The 20,195-nt window shown below is 38.3% G+C and carries 15 protein-coding genes; 12 read left to right on the top strand and 3 right to left on the bottom strand.

Annotated elements, in window-relative coordinates; translation table 11 throughout:
* The first annotated feature begins 129 nt into the window (after nucleotides 1-129).
* Nucleotides 130-1,050, top strand: coding sequence for an ABC transporter ATP-binding protein (locus tag ACN6MW_RS05840; protein WP_364146460.1), 921 nt, complete (start codon nucleotides 130-132; stop codon nucleotides 1,048-1,050).
* The gene (locus tag ACN6MW_RS05835) at nucleotides 1,043-1,837 is read left to right on the top strand and encodes an ABC transporter permease (protein ID WP_419874609.1); all 795 of its coding nucleotides are present in this window, start codon (nucleotides 1,043-1,045) and stop codon (nucleotides 1,835-1,837) included. Before ACN6MW_RS05840 ends, ACN6MW_RS05835 begins: the two co-directional genes overlap by 8 nt.
* A gap of 78 nt (nucleotides 1,838-1,915) precedes the next feature.
* Here ACN6MW_RS05835 and ACN6MW_RS05830 read toward each other — a convergent pair whose 3' ends face one another.
* The 3 genes from ACN6MW_RS05830 to ACN6MW_RS05820 all read right to left on the bottom strand — a co-directional run bounded on the left by ACN6MW_RS05830 (nucleotide 1,916) and on the right by ACN6MW_RS05820 (nucleotide 5,823).
* A complete protein-coding gene (locus ACN6MW_RS05830; protein WP_419874608.1) occupies nucleotides 1,916-2,365 on the bottom strand; it encodes a bactofilin family protein in 450 nt (149 codons plus the stop codon).
* Between the two features lie 5 nt (nucleotides 2,366-2,370).
* Nucleotides 2,371-3,384, bottom strand: a complete 1,014-nt coding sequence (locus ACN6MW_RS05825) for a peptidoglycan DD-metalloendopeptidase family protein (RefSeq protein WP_419874607.1) — start codon at nucleotides 3,382-3,384, stop codon at nucleotides 2,371-2,373.
* A gap of 177 nt (nucleotides 3,385-3,561) precedes the next feature.
* Entirely contained in the window at nucleotides 3,562-5,823 is a 2,262-nt protein-coding gene (locus tag ACN6MW_RS05820; RefSeq protein ID WP_419874606.1) for an O-antigen ligase family protein, read from the bottom strand.
* Between the two features lie 284 nt (nucleotides 5,824-6,107).
* On the opposite strand from ACN6MW_RS05820, the gene ACN6MW_RS05815 reads away from it, so the two are divergent.
* From ACN6MW_RS05815 to ACN6MW_RS05770, 10 genes are read left to right on the top strand one after another with little or no spacing between them, the layout of a single operon-like run.
* Nucleotides 6,108-6,902: an ABC transporter permease gene (locus ACN6MW_RS05815; RefSeq protein WP_419874605.1), complete on the top strand. Its 795-nt coding sequence runs from the start codon at nucleotides 6,108-6,110 to the stop codon at nucleotides 6,900-6,902.
* Between the two features lie 15 nt (nucleotides 6,903-6,917).
* Nucleotides 6,918-8,186 carry an ABC transporter ATP-binding protein gene (locus ACN6MW_RS05810; protein ID WP_419874604.1) on the top strand — a complete coding sequence of 423 codons (1,269 nt, stop codon included), beginning with the start codon at nucleotides 6,918-6,920 and terminating at the stop codon, nucleotides 8,184-8,186.
* Nucleotides 8,187-8,199: 13 nt separating this feature from the next.
* Nucleotides 8,200-9,105 carry a class I SAM-dependent methyltransferase gene (locus tag ACN6MW_RS05805; RefSeq protein WP_419874603.1) on the top strand — a complete coding sequence of 302 codons (906 nt, stop codon included), beginning with the start codon at nucleotides 8,200-8,202 and terminating at the stop codon, nucleotides 9,103-9,105.
* A complete protein-coding gene (locus ACN6MW_RS05800; RefSeq protein WP_419874602.1) occupies nucleotides 9,102-12,308 on the top strand; it encodes a glycosyltransferase in 3,207 nt (1,068 codons plus the stop codon). Before ACN6MW_RS05805 ends, ACN6MW_RS05800 begins: the two co-directional genes overlap by 4 nt.
* An 11-nt stretch (nucleotides 12,309-12,319) precedes the next feature.
* Nucleotides 12,320-13,684 (top strand): mannose-1-phosphate guanylyltransferase/mannose-6-phosphate isomerase, encoded by a 1,365-nt coding sequence (locus tag ACN6MW_RS05795; protein ID WP_419874601.1) that lies wholly within the window; start codon nucleotides 12,320-12,322, stop codon nucleotides 13,682-13,684.
* 14 nt (nucleotides 13,685-13,698) lie between these two features.
* Nucleotides 13,699-15,336 carry an acyltransferase family protein gene (locus tag ACN6MW_RS05790; RefSeq protein ID WP_419874600.1) on the top strand — a complete coding sequence of 546 codons (1,638 nt, stop codon included), beginning with the start codon at nucleotides 13,699-13,701 and terminating at the stop codon, nucleotides 15,334-15,336.
* Nucleotides 15,337-15,395: 59 nt separating this feature from the next.
* The gene (locus tag ACN6MW_RS05785; protein WP_419874599.1) at nucleotides 15,396-17,612 is read left to right on the top strand and encodes a hypothetical protein; all 2,217 of its coding nucleotides are present in this window, start codon (nucleotides 15,396-15,398) and stop codon (nucleotides 17,610-17,612) included.
* Nucleotides 17,613-17,649: 37 nt separating this feature from the next.
* Entirely contained in the window at nucleotides 17,650-18,576 is a 927-nt protein-coding gene (locus ACN6MW_RS05780; RefSeq protein WP_419874598.1) for a glycosyltransferase, read from the top strand.
* 10 nt (nucleotides 18,577-18,586) lie between these two features.
* Complete coding sequence (locus ACN6MW_RS05775) at nucleotides 18,587-19,249, top strand: hypothetical protein (protein ID WP_419874597.1); 663 nt, start codon at nucleotides 18,587-18,589, stop codon at nucleotides 19,247-19,249.
* Nucleotides 19,233-20,183, top strand: coding sequence for a hypothetical protein (locus tag ACN6MW_RS05770; protein WP_419874596.1), 951 nt, complete (start codon nucleotides 19,233-19,235; stop codon nucleotides 20,181-20,183). Before ACN6MW_RS05775 ends, ACN6MW_RS05770 begins: the two co-directional genes overlap by 17 nt.
* Nucleotides 20,184-20,195 lie beyond the last annotated feature (12 nt).

The raw sequence follows: 20,195 nt of genomic DNA, 5'->3' as shown, positions 1-20,195 counted from the left end.
GAAGATAATACGAGCCTTTGCCCTACAGTCCATCTGTAGAGCAAAGGTGTTTTTTTTTACCAACTTCCAATTGTTTCCTTAATCGTTTATAATGAATAAGATTTGGATTTTTGAAGGAGGAGCACGGATATGGAGCAGACCATTGTTAAATTGCGAAATGTAACAAAAAAAATCGGCAAAAGAACGATCATTGACCGATTGACGCTCGATTTACCGCTAGGAGAAGTATTTGGTTTCCTTGGCCCCAACGGTTCAGGCAAAACAACGACGATTCGTATGATGGTAGGTCTAATGTCGCTGACGGATGGTGAAATTACTATAGGCGGGCACAGTATTACGAAAAACTACGAGAAAGCCATTCGTCATGTCGGGGCCATTGTAGAGAATCCTGAGATGTACAAATATTTGAGCGGCTATGATAATTTAATCCATTACGCACGCATGATTCCGGGCATTACCGAGCATCGCGTGAATGAAGTCGTAAAGCTGGTTGGCCTTGAAGGGCGAATCCGCGATAAGGTGAAGACCTACTCTCTCGGTATGCGTCAGCGGCTGGGCGTTGCGCAGGCTATCTTACATAAACCGCAGCTGCTTATTTTGGATGAACCGACAAACGGCTTGGACCCGGCGGGAATCCGCGAGCTCCGCGACTATTTGCGAATGCTTTCCAAAGAGGAGGGCATAGCCGTGTTCGTATCGAGCCATTTGTTGTCTGAGATGGAGCTCATGTGCGACCGCGTTGCCATTATTCAGAATGGAAAGCTTATTGATGTCAGAAACATTCGGGGCGAGCATGCTGCGAAAGCAAATAATCGCGTCGTTATAGAAGTGGATAATCAACGCAGCGCTCTGGATGTACTGCTTGCGGCGGGTATTTCAGGCGAGACAGAAGGAACTGACGCGATTGCCGTTGAGGCTGACAAGGAAAACACGGCTGCTATTAATGCTTCTCTTGTAGCGGCAGGAGTTAAAGTTTACGGTATCCGCGCGCAGGTGAAAACACTCGAAGACCAATTCTTAGAAGTGACTGGAGGGGAACGAATTGGGTAATTTTTTGCCGCTTGTTCAAAATGAGAATATGAAAATTTACCGTCGCCCCCGCACATGGGTAATGACGGGAATATTGATCGTATTAGTGCTTACCATATCGATTTTATGGGTAATTTTCGGCGGCAGGGATACATCGATGTGGGATGTCGCCTTTATGGAATCATCCATATTGTTTTTGCTGGTTACGATCTTTACGGTGGTTATTGCCGCGGGCGGAGTTGCTGAAGAGTTTACAAGCGGAACGATTAAACTGCTTTTGATCCGTCCTTGGTCGCGTTCCAAAATACTATTATCCAAATACATATCTATTATGATTTTTGCGCTATTGCTCGCGGTCCTGCTTTTCGGAAGCACCTTGCTCGTGAATTGGATTTGTTTTGGCATAAATGCATCGCCGGACATTCAGCCTACTTTCGTAGGAGAAGACGGTTCCAGCGCTCTTGTTTACATGCTGAAGTATTATGGATTGACGCTAATTTCGTTGGTTGTGACGGTAACGCTCGCTTTCATGCTTTCCACCATATTCCGAAGCAGCGGTCTTGCAATCGGTATGGCTTTGTTTCTCCTGCTTGGCGTTAACAGCTTTGTCGGATTAATTGCCATGCTGGATTATAAATGGATTGACTATCTGTTGTTCATTCACTTAAACCTGACGCAGTACCTAGACGGTAACCCGATGAGGCAAGGGATGACCATGGGTTATTCCATTGGCGTGCTCGGAGTTTATTATGTAATCTTTATCGCTTTGACCTGGTATATCTTTAACAAGCGTGACGTTGCCTCTTAAGGTATCGTAATTAAAAAAAGCCGTCCTTGCCCGAGCTGCTTCCCGATGAAGCAGCAAAGCAAAGGACGGCTTTTTTGGTTAACCTGCCTGGCGTGATTTTTCTTTGGATTCCTTGCCCGTTAATTCTTTGCCTTTCATTTGCGAGGCCTCTTTTTCTAAAAGCGAACGGTTATTGCTGTCTGCCGCCAATTCCATTTGACAGCTCCCAATTAGCCTGCCTCCGTCTTGAATGATGAGCGAATGAGCAGCCGTAATGGATCCTGTCAGCATGCCGGAGGAGGTAATGGTAAGCCGCCCTTTCGTGATAATATCGCCAAATACTTTTCCGGCAATGGTGATATCACGGGCCGTAATATTGGAGCGAGCAAGTCCGCATTCTCCAATAATGACATCCGCTTTGCATTCGATGTCCCCGCGGTGTTCCCCTTCGATACGCAGGCCGGCTTCGCAAATCATATTGCCCTCGCTTAATGTGCCTTGTCCGATTAAAGTATCGGTAGCAGCTATCCGTTTGTGATCTTTAAACATGAGAGTTAATCCTCCTTAATTAAACTTAGATAGGGAATCGGGTTAACAGGTTCATGTTTGTGCATGATCTGAAAATGCAAATGGGGACCTGTACTCCTGCCGCTTGAACCTAATAAGCCTATTTTTTCTCCGCGAACGACCGAATCGCCTTTCTTCGCTTCAATTTCTTTCAAGTGCATATAAGCGCTTTGCAGTCCTTCTAGATGATCGATCACGATATACGATCCTAGAGAGCTGTTGAAGCCTGTTTCCGACACCGTGCCATCCGCGGCACTGAACACCGGATCGCCTAGCTTTCCCTTGATGTCTATGCCGGCATGGAAGGCAGCACGCCCGGTTAATGGGTCTCTGCGGTAGCCAAATCCCGAAGACAGCAGCTTAGAGCGCGTAGGCCATATAGAAGGATAAGCATCCACCGAAGCGCGAGTGGTATGGGCCAGCTCAAGCGTCAAAGCCATGGACTTCTCCATCGTATCCGCAATTGAATCCAGCGTGGTTAACGTCACATCAGTTTTCTGGGCGAGTAAGGAAAACGGTACTGATTCTTTTATGTAATTAAGGCTTTGAATGGATGCATCGGGAAGGAGGGACGTTGTCTGTGCGGGCGGAATCATATCGGAAATCGGTACTCGCTCGCTAGAGGAATCCAATCGGTCTCCATACTGATAAATAAACTGTTTTAAACGGAGCTCGAGCTGCTGCAAAGCTTCCATTTTCTTTTTCATCTCATTTGTTTGCTGGGATAGACCAATCAAATCTTGCTGTAACGTGTGAATGGCTTTGTCTTTGCCTGATAAGGTTTCTGAGAACAAAAGCTCCTGCTCCGACAATGCTGCTTCCAATTGATTCAGCTCATAATAAGACTTTAATTGAAGTCCTGTAATGCTGCCCGAAACAGCAAGTACGATTGCCGTAGGTGCAGCAAAAACAAATCGTTTAGATACATGAAACTGTTTAACCGTTTTGTCAGCGCCGCGCAGTACGACAAAGGACCATTTAGGCTTTCGTGCTCGTTTCAATAGCACACTCCTTCCTTTTGTGGTTACCTATAAAATGATCATGATGTTCTATTGCTATTTATTCTGAAATGCAATAAAACATGCCTTAAATATTGCGAGTAAAAAAAGAAAGACCGCCTGCAGCGCACGGAATGTGCGAGCGGGCAGTCGATAGAAACCATAGGAAAGGGAGCAGAGTTAGTTCGCTTTTGCCAGTTCTAGCTGGGATATGGCACTCTCAATCGCTGGCGTGAATGCAAAGGAGCGCCCCTGTTGTTGTTCCGGAGGGAGAGCAGCCAGCTGATCGATTCTTCTTTTTATTTCAGTGGAAAGTTCGTGAATATGTTCCGCGTATTCATTAGCTTTCGTGTCGTTTTTTTCCGCAGCTGCTGTCTGATTCGCTTTGGCGTAAGAGGTTATCGCAGCTTCATATAGATTTATATCCCATGGGAATTTGGTGACACCTTCATCGATAACAGCGAGTGATTCTTCAAAAAGACCTTTCGCTTGCAGCACGCGATATTGAGATAAAAGCAGGTTGCGGTTATAAGGATCCGTTTCTCTTGCTTTATTCAAGGCGCTTAAAGCTTCATCTAGATAAGAAGCGGTGTTTGTTTGCGTAAAGGCTTGCTCCAACCAATTCGCTTTCGTTAATGTAAAGGTTGATTGGTTAGGCGCCGCTTTAATGGCATCATCGATCATCGGTAAGAGCTGATCAAGCGAAGCTTGCTGCGAAGCAGCCAAATTGTAAACCTTGTTATACTTTTGCAAAGCATTGTTTTCCAGTATGGCAACGACAAGCAGACAGAGAGACAATAGCGCAAGAACCGATGGGTATGCGATTTTTGACCACGGTTGGCCGGTCACTGCGGGCATGCGCTCCAGAGCAAATTTGCCGCTAAATGGCGCGAGCATGCAGCCGAGTGAGATGAAGACGATCGCGCTGATAAATATATAACTCATATCGAAATCGATCACGCTGTGTACAAGAAGCGTCAATGAAAACATGAAAAAGACGAAATGGCTGCCTCGCAGCTCCGGATAACGTATGAAAGACCGAATGTATAAGCCGTAAACGAACACGAGAAAAGCAATAAGGGCGATTAAACCGATCCAACCGCTCTCTACCAGCGTTTGAACATAAAAGCTGTGGGCTTGCCTGCTCCAATATGGATTGTTCTGATATTGCTCGTACATCGCCTGCCAAGCGCCGCCCCCACCCCCTAATAGCGGATAATCCTCTGCAACGCGAAGACCGTCCTTGTAAAAGGTTAAGCGTTCGAGCACGCTGTGCTGCTGAAGGTTTATATTTTCAAAACGCGCGGCTATTTTATCCGGGAGAAGCCCTCGAATGGCACTGCTGCCGAGCAGGCTGCCGACAACCACCGCGGCTAGTATGACAGCGGTAACCGGTACAACAGCGAAAGACCATTTGTAGGTAGAAAGCTTTTCCGATTTTTTTTCTATAAAAGAGCTGGCCTTGGCATGGTAAAGCATGATGAGCCCGATAGAGATTGCGATTCCTAAAATCAGGAGACCCCAGCTTTGCAATGGCAATGAGCTGAATAAGGAAACAGGGCTTTGCGCCTTCGTTTGCGTAGGCTGCACAATCGCTGCAATGGCATCGGCATTAGCTGTAAGCTTGCCCAATATGGCCATGGAAACCGTTGCGGATAGAACCATAAAAACAAGATAGGCGATTTGTTTCGTGAAGCGCATAAATGGAAGAAAAATCAATACCATAACCGGAATAATGACAATGGCTCCGCGGGAATAAGTGAACATGAATGAAGTCCAAATCGGTACAAGCATGGCAGCATGTACAATCCGCGCGGAAGGACGTATGCAGTGCGCTGCGTAATAGAGACTGACAAAAAACAAGGCGATTAAGAAGCCTGCATAAGTATTGGAATATTGGAATACGGAAGCGAGTCGATAACCGTCGTGCGCGAGCCATAGCGCATCCCGATAATACATTTGTCCAAAAAGGTTGAGTAAACCAAACAATACGATTAAATAGGATGAAAGCATAATTCCGTACTCGATCGTTTTGCGGGAAATCTTAGCTTCTGCGAGGTAGAGGCTGGAAATAAAAAGAGCCGCTAGCAGAGAAAATACGAGAGTCATAAACTGGGCATAATAACTCGATACCGCTTGGAACGAGGAAAGCCAATAAAGGAAAGGAAGCACCATGACCGCAATCGACAAAATTCCACGGTAACCGCTATTTTGTCCCTTGCGATAAATATATAGAGCCGTAACGAGCAGCAGTACAAATCCGAAAATGATAGATCCGTAAATGGCCCCGTCAAAGCCCAATTCATAGCCGTTAAACAATCCTTGCTTATAAGGGAAAATAACCAAGAATAGGGCAAGACCGATCGTCCCAATCCACTTTAGCAGCGATAAATCAGCTGTCTCAGCCGGCATACTGCTTTTTGATTTTTTTTGTGCACCCATGCGTTTGTACTCCTCATTCATCATTATGTAGAACTGGAACCGAAAGCTCCTGTTTGTATTTTAGCAAAAGGGGGAGTGGATTACTATAATGGAAAGTTATAAATTGTATGTCTTTTACAAATTTGTAGGGATTGGGATTTGTCGAATAGGGAGCGATTTCGAAGAAATTCTACAATTTGTTTGGTTTTGGAAACACAATTAGGTATGAATATGGGAGGAACTTTGGTAAGATAACTAGGGTGAAACAGTCGAAATTTTCATTTGTAGAAATGAGGAAATAAAGAATGGTTTTAAGCTTTTTAAAGGATTTTAAAAGTATTCAGAAGTTTATTCTGGAATTTTCGATTCGTGATTTCAGAGCTAGGTACCTTGGTTCTTTTTTAGGCGTATTATGGGCTTTTATACAACCAACCATTCAAATTATTATATATTGGTTTGTTTTTCAAATAGGTTTTAAATCCGTACCCGTAGATAATTTTCCATTTATATTATGGCTTGTTAGTGCTATGGTGCCTTGGTTTTTTATAGCAGACAGCATTCAAAATGCTACAAATTCTATAGTTGACAATAGTTATTTAGTCAAAAAGGTAGTTTTTAGAGTCAGTATTCTTCCAATAGTCAAAGTGTATTCTGCTTTATATATTCATGTTTTTTTCTTATTATTTATGTTGGTAATGTTTGCATGCTACGGATATTTCCCCACAGTATACTCTTTACAGGTTCTTTATTATTTAGTATCAGCAATCATTTTAGTTATAGGAATATCTTGGATCACATCATCCTTAGTCATTTTCTTAAAGGATGTAGGACAGACCGTATCCATGTTGCTGCAGTTTGGTTTTTGGTTGACCCCTATCTTTTATGCCTTGAATATAGTTCCTGCTCAATTTCATTTCTTATTTAAGTTAAACCCGTTTTACTACATTGTTCAAGGATATCGAGATTCATTCGTTTATCATAAATGGTTTTGGGAGTATCCAAGCCTCACCTTATATTATTGGTGTTTTACGATCGTTGTTTTAGCAGCAGGAACAATCGTTTTTAAAAAACTTCGTCCGCATTTTGCAGATGTTTTGTAAGGGAAGGGACATTTAATGAGCAGTGAATATGCAATCGAAGTCCGGAATCTGTCAAAAATATATAAGCTGTACGAAAAAGCAACGGACCGTTTAAAAGAAGCATTGACTCCGGTTGGTAAAAAATATCATAAAGATTTCGGGGCATTAAAAGAGGTTAGCTTTTCTTTGGAAAAAGGCGAGGCGTTAGGGATTATCGGTAAAAATGGATCAGGTAAATCTACTTTGCTAAAAATAATTACGGGGGTCCTTACTCCATCGACGGGAACGGTGCATGTAAGCGGTAGAATATCAGCCTTACTAGAGCTAGGGGCTGGATTTAATCCCGAATATACGGGTTTAGAGAATATTTATTTAAACGGAACCATAATGGGAATTAGCAAACAAGAAGTCGATGATAGATTAGAGGAAATATTGGCTTTCGCAGACATAGGCGAATTTATTAATCAGCCTGTTAAATCATATTCAAGCGGAATGTTTGCCAGATTGGCGTTCGCAGTGGCAATTAACGTTGATCCGGATATCTTAATTGTAGATGAAGCATTAGCGGTAGGCGATATTCATTTTCAAGCAAAATGTTATCGTAAATTTGATGAATTTAAGGCTCAAGGAAAGACAATTCTTTTTGTGACACACTCGCTGGACAGTATCATTAGATATTGTACAACAGCTATTGTTCTCAATGAAGGAGAATTGATCAGCCAAGGTTCGCCTAAAGAAATGGTAGATCTATTCAAAAAAATTATAACAAGAAGTGTAACACAGAGTGCGGATACTGGAAGTGTTTCTTTAAAGGTGCCGGCATCGAATTGGAAAAGCGAAATGGAGATCCATCCCGAAAGATTGGATTATGGGGATAAACAAGTTGAAATAATAGACTATGGCATTTTCAACGAAGCAGATCAATTAAATACAACTTTACAGAGTGATGAATCGACTACCTTTAAAATGAAGGTTTGCTTTCATAAAGATATATCTAATCCCATATTTGCCTATACGATAAAGGATTTAAAGGGTATGGAAATAGCAGGCAGCAACTCTTGGTATGACGGCGTTCTTACTGGAGATTTTAAACAAGGCGAAGAATTAATAGTATCCTTTACGCATCAATTGAATCTGCAACATGGAGATTATATGTTGTCTTTAGGTTGCACTGGCTACAATGGGGATGAATTGGTTGTATACCATCGTCTTTATGACGTTATTTTCTTTAGAGTGGTTCTATTTAAATCTATTGTAGGCATTACCAATCTAAATACAAATATTCATATCGAACGTATGAGTTAGAGAAGAGGCCAATATGGAGCGGAACAAGGTAAAGCTTAACTTAAGTTATTATAAAGGTATTGATTATTATAGTGATGGCGAAGTTGAAGATGAATTGCTGGAAATCGTGCGCAATTACAATTCATACGATAAAATTTTACATAATAATGAGAGGTGGCCGATATTATACCATTTATCGCCAATAAGATGGAATTTATTAGAATGGTATCCCTTTGATAAAGAGGCCTCTTTGCTAGAGATTGGAGCAGGCTGCGGCGCATTAACAGGACTGTTTTGTAAGCAGGTTAATCAGGTTACGGCAGTTGAATTATCGAGAAAAAGAGCGGAAATCATATCTGAAAGATGCAAAGACCATGACAATTTGGAGATTCTGGTTGGAAATATGGAAGATATTCGGTTCGAGAAAAAATTCGATTTCATAACTCTAATCGGTGTGTTGGAATATGCAGGAAAGTATATCAGCGGTCCACAGCCACATAAGAAATTCATTGAATTAGTGAGATCTTTCCTTAAACCAAACGGAACGTTAATCATAGCGATAGAAAATAAATTCGGGTTAAAATATTGGGCGGGAGCAAGAGAGGACCATTCCGGTAAATTGTTCGAGAGCATTGAAGGATATTTAGATAATGACGGCGTTGAAACGTTCAGCCGAATGGAGTTGGAAGAACTTTTAATCGCATCCGGTATGACGAACAATCAATTTTATTATCCGTTACCCGATTACAAATTACCGAACCAGATCTATTCGGATCATTATCTTCCCAAACCAGGCGCTGCAAGAATCACACCGAACTATGATCGGAATCGTTATTTAATGTTTAATGAGCAAAGCACATTTAATCAAATCGTTGAAAATAATCAATTTCCGTTTTTCGCGAATTCGTTTTTAACTTTTTCTAGGCAAGGTGATGAATGATGGATATCGTATTTACAAAATACAACAGAGAACGCTTGCCGGAATTTCAGACGGAAACCATTATCTATAAAAAATCAGGTAAACTTTTTTCGCAAAAGAAAGCGTTGACTCCTAAGGCAAATGAGCATATTAAAACAATGTTTAATAATTATATTACTCTAAAACATGCGATGCAAGACGTTAACATCGCTGCTTCTGAGTTGAATGGAGAAGAATCGATCACCATCGATTATTCGGATTATCCATTATTAGAGTCCCTTCTATATAAATCGATTAAGCAGAAAGATAAAAACTCGTTTTTACGTTATATTGAAATTTACAGAGAGATGGTCTTAAAACAAGATCTGACTCTATTCGAGACGTTTGAATCGGATGCGTTGTTTGAAAAAGTATTTAAAAGGAAAGTTACTTTACGCAACGTACAGTGTATGAAAGCGGCCAACGTTGATCTAACTTTCGATAATCTGACGTATGATGGGAAACGTTTAACCGTAATCGACTATGAGTGGGTATGTCATTTCAACCTGCCAATAAACTATATTATGTTTAGAAGCGTGATAGAATTTTTAGGAAAATATGAAAAGGAATTAGTTGGATTTGTTCAAGTATCAGAGATATTTGCCATATTAGGCATAAATGAAGATCATATCAACGTATTCAAGGATATGGAAACGGGTTTCCAAAGTTATGTGTTTGGCGAGAATAGGGAGTACTCTTCAACTAGCAAAGTGAGAAACGAAGTTATCGTTTTATCTGAACTTGAGAACAAAACTATTCAATTAGAGCAGCTGTCTAATGCACTAAACATAAAGCTTGAGGATTTAAAATTGGAAGCAAAATCATTAAACCAATTAGTCGAAATCCAAAAAAACGAAATTAGCGGATTAGAAGAATCCCTCAATGAAAATAAGCAGCAGCTTTCAAATAAAGATGGGCATATCCAGCAACTTTTGCTTAAAGACCGTGAATTAAATCATATCTATAACTCTAATGGATGGCGTTTGCTTAAAAAATACTATACCGCTCGAGACAGGCTTATACCGGTAAACAGCAAAAGGAGATTAATTACTAGTCTGCTTTCAAGATTTTTAAAAAATCCGAAGCTGCTGATAAAGAACTTCAATAAAGCTAACTTGAAAAAACTTAAGTATTATATGAATTCTGAGGATATTAATCAGGTACAGCATCGTATTGACAGCTTTGTGAATCGTCATGAAACGATTAGCGAATCATTTTCCAAAGTACAGTTGTTTGATATAACGGAATTTTCAACGCTTAGATTTGAAAAACAGGAGAATCCGCTCGTTTCTATCATAATCCCGGTTTACAATCAGTTCAAATACACCTATTCATGTTTGGCGTCAATTTTAGAAAATACAAAAGGGTTATCCTACGAAATTATTATCGCTGACGACATGTCGACCGACGAAACAACTGATATGGACCGCTATTCCGAGAATATTACTGTCATACGTGATGGCGTAAATCGGGGTTTTTTATTGAATTGCAATAATGCCGCAAAACATGCCAAAGGAAAATATGTATTTTTTCTAAATAATGATACAAATGTGCAAGAGAACTGGTTGGATCATTTACTTCGTTTAATTGAATCAGACAGCATGATTGGTATGGTTGGTTCAAAGCTAGTTTACCCCGACGGCAGACAACAAGAAGCTGGGGGAATCATTTGGAACGACGCTAGCGGCTGGAACTATGGCAGGTTGGATGATCCGGAGAAATCCGAATACAATTACGTAAAAGAGGTCGACTACATATCAGGGGCCGCCATCTTGATCAGACATGATTTGTGGCGTCAGCTGGGTGGTTTTGACGAACATTATGTTCCTGCCTATTTTGAGGACACGGATCTGGCTTTTGCAGTAAGAAAACTTGGATACAAAGTAATGTTACAGCCTCAATCGGTTATTGTTCATTTTGAAGGCATTTCTCACGGAACGGACACAGGCAGCGGCATAAAAAGTTATCAGATTACGAATAAAGAGAAGTTTCTTCAGAAATGGAAGAATGAGCTCCAACAAGACCACTTTTCGAATGCAGAACATGTATTTCTAGCGCGCGATCGTTCTAAGAACAAAAAAACGATCATGGTAGTGGATCACTATGTTCCGCATTTTGACAAAGACGCAGGGGGCCGATGTACCTTTTTCTATATGAAGCTAATGGTTACAATGGGCTACCGCGTAATATTTATGGGAGACAATTTTTATCGGCATGAGCCGTATACCTCCGTACTGCAACAAATGGGGATAGAGGTGCTTTATGGAAACTGGTATATGAAAAATATAAATCAGTGGATAAAAACCAATGGCCAGTATATTGATTATGTATACTTGAATCGCCCGCATATTGCAATTAAATATATTGATTTGTTTAAAATGCATACAACTGCAAAAATCATTTATTTTGGGCATGATTTACATTATCTTCGGGAAATGCGTAATTATGAAATTACGAAAAACCCAAGCTTGCTGAAATCAGCTGCGGAGTGGAAAGATACAGAGTTTAAGCTATTTCATGCGGCAGATGTCATTCATGTTGTGGGCTCCTACGAACAAAAGGTTCTTCAAGAGCAAATGCCGGATAAACCAATTCGCAATATTCCATTATTTCCATATGAAAGTTTGTATTCCGCGAACAATACGATTCCCGGGTTCGCCAGTCGTAAAGATATTCTTTTTGTAGGAGGATTTAACCATAAGCCTAATTATGATGGAATCTTATGGTTTATTGATTCGATTTTCCCGGAAATAACAAAGGCTGTCCCTGATATCAGGCTTTTTATCGTGGGTTCCAATCCTCCGGATGACCTTCTACAGAAACAGTCGGCCAATATTATTGTAACTGGTTACGTAACAGATGAAGAATTAGAAGGCCATTACAATAGATCCAGGATTGTCGTCGTTCCTTTACGTTATGGTGCGGGAGTGAAAGGGAAGGTAGTTGAAGCCTTGCATTACCAGGTTCCGGTCATTACCACCTCGATCGGTGCTGAAGGCTTACCCGAATCCGAGGGTATATTAACGGTTTCCGATCAAGAGTCGGAATTCGCGGAATCAGTCATCAGGCTATATCACGATTCAGAAATGTGGATTGCAAATTCTGAGGCATGCCTAAATTACACTGATAATTACTTTAGCGTTGAAGCAGCAAAGAAAATTTTGTCTTTAGATATAAGAAACTAGGAGAATACCCAATGATCAATGTGGTGTTATGCGGAGGAAACGGGACAAGACTGTGGCCCGTTTCCAGAACGCTGTATCCGAAACAGTTCAATAAATTCATGTCCAATCGTTCTTTATTCCAGATGACAGTGGAGCGCAATCATGCCATATGCGATCAAACGTTAATCGTTTCTAACGAGGAGCAATATTTTTTAGCGCTCGACCATATGGAAGAACTTCAATTAAAAGATGCGAAATTTTTACTTGAACCAATGGGGAGAAATACGGCACCTGCTATAGCTCTTGCATGCTTAGCTGTAGATGAGGAAGAATTGCTGCTAATTACCCCTTCTGACCATATTGTAAAAAATCATGAGCAATACTCTATCTGTATAGAAAAAGGAAAACAGTTAGCCGAAGAAGGCCAATTGGTAACTTTCGGGCTTACGCCCAGCTATCCAGAGATAGGCTATGGTTATATTGAAGCGGATGGGAATTATGTGCTTTCCTTTAAAGAAAAACCAAGCCAAGAGTTAGCCGAAAAATATATTCAGCTTGGCAATTTTTACTGGAATAGCGGGATATTTATGTTCAAAGCCGGAGAATTTTTGAGAGAGCTGGAACGCCATGCTCACGATATTTATACAGCATCGGTTACTGCTTTTGAGAAAGCACACAAGCATCATGATACCTATAGAATTCATGGCTCCGATATGGAAGCTATTCCAGCCAATAGTATAGATTATGCCGTAATTGAACGGAGTACTAAGGTTAAGATGGTACCATCCGATTTCGGTTGGTCAGACCTAGGTAGCTTCGAAGCATTATATGATGAACTCCCCAAGAACGTAGAAGGGAATACGATAAATAGTGAGCATATTGGCATCGATTCATCACGAAATTTAATCGTTTCAAATGATAGGCTGGTTGCTACCGTAGACGTAGATGATCTCATAATCATCGACACGGCCGATGCATTACTAATTTCAAAACAAGGTTCTTCGCAAAAGGTTAAACAAATTGTTGAAGAGCTGAAGATTAGAAAATCAAAATTAAGCGATAATCATGTTACAGCATATAGGCCTTGGGGCAATCACACCGTTCTGGACCAATCACCAAATTACAAAATAAGGAAAGTGATAGTTAAACCGGGTCAGAAGCTGAGCATTCAGAAGCATTATCATCGAAATGAGCATTGGATCGTTGTGAGCGGAACAGCTCTTATTACGGTGAATGGCAAGCAGTCTTTGCTCCGTACAAATGAATCAACGTTCATACGTATGGGCGATGAACATTTTGTTGAAAATCCCGGGAGAATTGATCTTCATTTGATTGAAGTACAGGCGGGAGAATATGTTGAAGAAGATGATGTTGTTCGATTGAAGAAAAACAATTAGGTTAGGGAGCTTATATGAAAGAAACTTTGAAGGAAAACAAGGACAATAACTCTAAATCCTTATACGATTTATTAAAAGGAAGAGAGAATTATTTTGATTTGATAAGATTACTAGCTGCTTTGCTGGTCATTTTTTCACATGCCTTTCCGTTATCGGGAACAGCACGAACAGAACCGCTATACCAAATTTCAAATGGGCAGGTTACTTTAGGAAATTTGGCAGTAATTATATTTTTCATAATAAGCGGATTGTTAATCACACAAAGTTATTTGTATTCAAATAACTTAATTACTTTTCTAAAATACAGGATATTAAGAATATTTCCTGGATTAATAGGAGTATTGCTCTTTTCTGCTTTCGTAATAGGACCAATGGTTTCCTCTTTATCTTTTAGTGATTATATTGCTAACCATGGTGTGCTTCAATATTTAAAAGCGGTTTTTCTTTTTCCGATGCAATGGAATCTTCCAGGAGTATTTGAACATAATGCCTATAAAAATGCGGTAAATGGATCTTTATGGACGATTCCTTTTGAATTCTTATGTTATCTTGTTGTTGGGATATTCGGTTTTCTAGGAATTTTAAGACATAGGTTTCTAATGCTGCTGCTTACAATAGCTGTTTTTTATTATTATTTGTTCAGTTCTAGTATTTCGCCTGCGGGAGCTGGCCATATTTTTGGACTGGATGTAAATACATTTATTGAGCTTTTGTTGTTTTTCCTTGTTGGGTGCCTAGCCTGTTTATTTAAAGAGAAGATTTATCTAAAAAAAGAAATCGCCATGATTGGTATAGCCGTTCTTTTTATATCCATGTTTTATGGAGGTTTCAAGCCTCTTTTTGCGGTTTTTGGTACTTATATTATTCTCTATGCTGCATTCTTGCCAAGAACCAAAGCTGCATGGATAACTAAATACGGAGATTTTTCTTATGGAATCTATTTATATGCCTTTCCTATTCAGCAATCGGTTACATATTGGCTTGGAGGGAAGACAAGCCTATTAACTAACTTTTTGATTTCGACTCCTTTAACGGTTTTATGCGCAATTGCTTCCTGGTTCATTATAGAAAAAAACTTTCTGAAATTGAAAAAGTTTAAAATCATAGGTGAATCTTTTAAAATCGAAAGGTTTCCAGGGTTTGTAGGCAAAATAAAGTTCAGGATTGAAAACATCGTAAATTACTTGCTTGAAGTAAATTGGTTGAAATATTTTTTATATCTCGTGGTATTTATCATATTATTTTTAAACTACAATTCGAAACCAACTATTATTGAATTTCCCTATGAGAAAAGCCAAAGTATATTTCATGACGGTTGGCTGCCTCAGAATAAAGATGAGAATTACAGGTGGGTTGTTAAATCGGCAAGTGTTGAATTGAATTTCCCCCCGAAGGCTAATTTAGTAATAGAGGGTTTCGTACCGGAAAACTTTATAGAAATAAACAAATTAAACGTCTATATAAACAATGTTATGATCAGCGGATCAGATATTTCTCCCGGTGAAGGCTTTTTTTTGAATATACCCATAAACAATACCAGCAACAATAATAACATCATTACGCTAGAGTTTAATTCGGTTCATATTCCAGCGGAAAAAGAAAGCGATCAAAGACAAATGAGTGCGCTTATAAGTAAAATTCAAGCGAAGTAATTTATAAGAAATTTCATTCTGTTTATTAGGGATAAAAGATGTATTACGGGAGGATTTCTATGAAAGAAGTGCTTAAGAATAGACAGAAAAGTATTGTTTTTTGTTTATCAAGTATATTGATCTGTTCCTTGGTTTTCCATTTCACAACAATGAAAAATATACTATTTAAAGTATATAAGTGGCAAATGGTTCAACCGGAAACGATAAATGGTTTGATAGAAATTATTCTAGTCTGTCTAGTGCTAGGAGGTAGTGTTTTCCTTTTGAATAATAAATGGACTACCAATTTAGCCGTTTTAACAAGTGGTGTTTTTTTATATCTTCATGGAGTGCTGTTACCGGCAATCGTTTGTATTATATATTTTGAAGTTATTATGTCTGTAGGCAGATTTACAATGACAATGGTAATAAAGACAAAAAAATATAAAGATGAATATCTTACATTTTTTCTGATAGGTTTTTTAATTTGGAGTTTGGTAGCTATTATTTGTTCTCTGTTTGGTTTTGGAAGCTTTAATGATTTAAGGATCATGACATTAATTTTGGCATTGATCAGTTTTATTAAAGGGTTTAATACTCCATTCGTTATATATGTATTCAAAAAATATAGCATGTTAACTACAAGCGAGAAATTACCTGCGTCATTCTTGTTATTGCTTATTCTCATTCAATTTGCGAAATCAAATACACTTTTGGTTTATGAATTTGATTCCGTATGGTATGGCTTAAGACCAGAAGCAGTTTTAGTGGGTGAGAATTCATTTTATGATAATTTAGGCCTAATAAGTTACGTACATCTTTATCCGAAATTGTTAGAGTTATTTATGATTCCCCTTAGTAACCTGGGAAGCTACAGCTACAACATATCCGTAAATGTAATGTTTTTCTTACTATTGATATATTTATTAACAGCTCTCTTTAAAGAGTTATCAAGCAGCAAATTCGTATCGTTATTTTATACAGCCGTCATAGTCTCAATACCAGTTGTTAGCAATATGGCATCAACGTCTAAAACGGATATTTTTTCAACATTCATATTTATACTAGGCGTATATTACATTTGGAAGTGGGTTGCTGGTTACAAACGTATTGATGATATAGGATTAAATAATAATTTATGGTTTGCAGCAATAAGCTTTGTTTTATCTTTAGGCGGCAAACCGACTAATATGCTTTATGTACCATTCGTACTTGTTGGATTAGCTCTGTATTTATTCATCAATAAAAAAGATGCTAAAAATTTGCTTCGCATAAAAAGTTTTAATTTGAATTTATTATTGCTTTTTATATTCTCCGTATTTGTTTTTTTTGGAATATGCTATAGGACATACGGAATTACTGGCGTACCCATCTATCCTACGTTCGGCAATATTTGGAGTATGTTGGGTTTTGAAGTTAAGTATCCGTTTATTTTAAAAAACGTAGGGGACATACCTACCGATTCTATTCACGTGGCAGATGTTCTCTCTCGATGGTTTCATCTGTTTTTTGATCCGCAAATCTATGGACACGTAATTATGTTGTGGATTGGAAACATTGGCTTGTTATTGATTGTATTATTTATATTGTTGCATGTTTTTAAACTTAAAGTTATAAAAAGAAATAGCTTTTTACTTATCGTATTCCCTATCTGTTTAGTTGGAATATATTACGCCACGATTCTTCCAAATGGCGGTGATAGTAATTTCTATTTAATTCCTTTAGTTTTAGGATTAGTGGGTTTGCTGAGACATACAAAATTTTTATTGTTTGAATATAAAAAGATATTATTCATAACATTAGCCTTATTTATTCCGTTACAATCTTATATAATGTTTATTTCTCACCCATCATGGAGCTATGGTATGTCTTCTATAAATATCAATGCTCAAAGTATTAATAATACGAAACAGATGAAGGATAAATTGTTTGAATATCATGGATTAACGGAGATAGAGAATTATTTAAAGAATTCCGGTAATATAGAAAAATGCATTGGCTTTGGCGATGATTATTTATTAAATCAGCTTTCATGCCGCATGGAGACGATCAATGCTTCTGCCAATGATTATTTAGGGAATTCTAAGCTCTTTTCTGATCCGGAAAGTTTTAGAGAGTTCATATCATGGAGTAAAGTCAAATATCTCATCATACCGAATTCTGAAGAGCCGAAGGATCAGCCTATATTTAATTTGTTAAATGATATACGTAAGCCGAGCTTGAAACTAGGTAAAGTCATTTCTGGAACTAAGTATGATTTAATCATTATTGACCCTCAAATTATCTTAAATGAATAGAACGGGCGAATAAAGTAGTTTGAGAAAGGTGATCTAGTTGAATCCTTATTTTTCAATCGTTGTACCTGTATATAGATCAGAAAAAATCCTATATGAATTATATGAGCGTATAAAACGATCCCTTGAGAAAATCGATGGGAATTTTGAACTGATATTGGTTGAGGATTGTGGGGGCGACAGTTCGTGGGACGTTATTCAGAACATAAGTACAATGGATCCACGAGTTAAAGGTATTAAGTTCACAAAAAATTATGGTCAACATGCTGCGATCATATGCGGGATTGCTCAAGCAACCGGAGAATGGATTATTACATTAGATGACGATTTAGAGCAAAAGCCTGAAGATATTTCACTTCTCTATAAAAAGGCATCTGAAGGATATGACCTTGTTTACGGGACATACGACGAGAGAACCCACGCGAAGTGGAGAAACTTCACGTCACATCTTGCAAGAAAATTATTTAATAAAGCAATTCCTAATTTGAATTATGAATATACATCTTTCAGGATAATGAAATCTAATGTCGGGAAAGCCTTGATACAATTTGAGTCGCCCTTCCCTTTTGTAGACGGGTATTTAGCATGGATTACGAATAATTACGCAACAGTGACCGTTGAACATGGGACAAGACAAAGTGGAGGGAGCAATTACAATTTTTCGAAATTATTAAAACATACTTTAAATATTTTTGTATCTTTTTCAGATATCCCTTTAAGGTTCGCTTCATGGATAGGGCTTTTTTCTTTTAGCTTCGGATTTCTATGGCTGCTGATTATTATGATTAGAAAAATTTTCATTGGAATACCGATTGCGGGTTATGCATCGATTATTGCGGGAATCGTTTTGTTTGGCGGAATACAATTACTTGTCTTAGGTATTTTCGGTGAGTATTTAGGCCGGATAAATTACAAGACTACTAAAAAGCCATTGTATATCGTTTCAAAGTCAACCGAAGAAAAGTAAGAGGTGTAAGATGAAAATTATTATTATTGGAGGCAAAGGTACAGCGGTTAATATTGCCGACCAAATAACAAATGCCCAGATCGCGCATGGTGCTAGACATGAGTTTCTTGGTTTCTGTATCGATGATCTAAGCTTGGGCGATTCAATTAATGGCTACCCGGTTTTATGCAACACACAAGAATTACTGGATAAATTTGGCGGAATTTCTGATGTGAAGTTTATTTTTGCCTTATATAAACCTGAGAAAATGAAGGAAAGAACTGAGCTTCTGGCTAGTTATCGAATACCTGCAACGAAATTTTGTAACTTTATACATCCCACTTCCTACTTATCAAGTCATGTTGATATAGGATTTGGGAATGTAATCCTTTCCCATTGCTCGATACATTCTAATGTGAAAATCGGAAACTTTAACATTATTAATTCTAATGTTGTAGTAGAGCATGATTCTTCTATGAAAAATAATAATTATCTCGCTGCTTCTGCGTGTGTAGGATCAAATATCCAATTGGATAATGGTATATTTATTGGTTTGAATTCAGCAATAAGGGAAAATGTTACGTTACATGATTATGCATTTGTAGGTATGGGATCCAATGTTCTCACGGATGTTAAGCCGAACGCGATCGTATTCGGAAATCCTGCGAGGAGCACATATGATAATAGAACCTAGAGCTGCAGCGATAATTTATAATTTATTAATGAGTTTCAGCGATGATAAAATCTTTTTATTACCGTCCAACGTTTGCCCTATTGTTCCCATGACCTTTTTTAAAGCTAAAAGGCGTATTGAATTTATTGATATTTCAAATGATACCTTATGTATGGATGAAGAAAAAGTTTTAGCTGCATTGAAAAGAAATCCTGATAGATATGCAGGTGTTTTTTTTGTTAGAACATTTGGTGTGAACGATAGTTTCGAAACATTTTTTGAGCAAATTAAAGCTATAAAAGAAGAATTTATCATCATAGATGATCGTTGTCTTTCAGTTCCGGCTTTAAATGAAGTGAAAACATATGCTGACGCTACACTGTATAGTTCTGGTTACTCTAAGATAGTAGACATTGGTTTTGGCGGGTATGCGCAAATAAAAGGACATATTAAATACAGTAAGCAATATATGGGCTATTCTGAAGAGGATCATAATTATTTAATTCAAAATTATAAGAAAAGTATTGATAAAAACTTGTTTTTTCATTATACAGATTCGAATTGGTTAAATAACGATAGCGTAATCGTTTCAAGCGAAGAGTATTTTAATTTAATTGAACAAGAATATACAAAAAGCATTAATATAAGAAGCGCTATAAATAAGATTTATTCAGACAACTTACCTTTTGATATACAGTTGGATTCGAGATACCAAGTGTGGAGATTTAATATCAGGGTTCCCAATAGGGATGCGATTGTCGAGGCTTTGTTCAGAAATAACTTATTTGCCAGCACCCATTACGCATCTCTTAATGGAATATTTGCGGTTGGAAAGGCAGCAAACGCAGAAAAGTTACATTCTTCCATAATAAATTTATTTAATAATAGAGATTATACCGAAGAAAAAGCATATAAGACGGTTGAAGTCATTAAGCGGTATCTTGATGTTTTTTAAGTTTTATTTAAG

Source organism: Pristimantibacillus sp. PTI5 (assembly GCF_048572955.1).
Classification (GTDB): domain Bacteria; phylum Bacillota; class Bacilli; order Paenibacillales; family Paenibacillaceae; genus Pristimantibacillus.
The sequence above is the reverse complement of the archived record's forward strand: the minus strand, read 5'-3'. Positions and strand labels throughout refer to the sequence as shown.

What these genes read in the sequence shown, in the direction of transcription:
- ACN6MW_RS05785 (WP_419874599.1), top strand. Translation starts at nt 15,396, where the DNA reads ATGAAAGAAGTGCTTAAGAATAGACAGAAAAGTATTGTTTTTTGTTTA.
- ACN6MW_RS05775 (WP_419874597.1), top strand. Translation starts at nt 18,587, where the DNA reads ATGAAAATTATTATTATTGGAGGCAAAGGTACAGCGGTTAATATTGCC.
- ACN6MW_RS05830 (WP_419874608.1), bottom strand. Translation starts at nt 2,365, where the DNA reads ATGTTTAAAGATCACAAACGGATAGCTGCTACCGATACTTTAATCGGA.
- ACN6MW_RS05795 (WP_419874601.1), top strand. Translation starts at nt 12,320, where the DNA reads ATGATCAATGTGGTGTTATGCGGAGGAAACGGGACAAGACTGTGGCCC.
- ACN6MW_RS05810 (WP_419874604.1), top strand. Translation starts at nt 6,918, where the DNA reads ATGAGCAGTGAATATGCAATCGAAGTCCGGAATCTGTCAAAAATATAT.
- ACN6MW_RS05790 (WP_419874600.1), top strand. Translation starts at nt 13,699, where the DNA reads ATGAAAGAAACTTTGAAGGAAAACAAGGACAATAACTCTAAATCCTTA.
- ACN6MW_RS05815 (WP_419874605.1), top strand. Translation starts at nt 6,108, where the DNA reads ATGGTTTTAAGCTTTTTAAAGGATTTTAAAAGTATTCAGAAGTTTATT.
- ACN6MW_RS05770 (WP_419874596.1), top strand. Translation starts at nt 19,233, where the DNA reads ATGATAATAGAACCTAGAGCTGCAGCGATAATTTATAATTTATTAATG.
- ACN6MW_RS05840 (WP_364146460.1), top strand. Translation starts at nt 130, where the DNA reads ATGGAGCAGACCATTGTTAAATTGCGAAATGTAACAAAAAAAATCGGC.
- ACN6MW_RS05800 (WP_419874602.1), top strand. Translation starts at nt 9,102, where the DNA reads ATGATGGATATCGTATTTACAAAATACAACAGAGAACGCTTGCCGGAA.
- ACN6MW_RS05820 (WP_419874606.1), bottom strand. Translation starts at nt 5,823, where the DNA reads ATGGGTGCACAAAAAAAATCAAAAAGCAGTATGCCGGCTGAGACAGCT.
- ACN6MW_RS05805 (WP_419874603.1), top strand. Translation starts at nt 8,200, where the DNA reads ATGGAGCGGAACAAGGTAAAGCTTAACTTAAGTTATTATAAAGGTATT.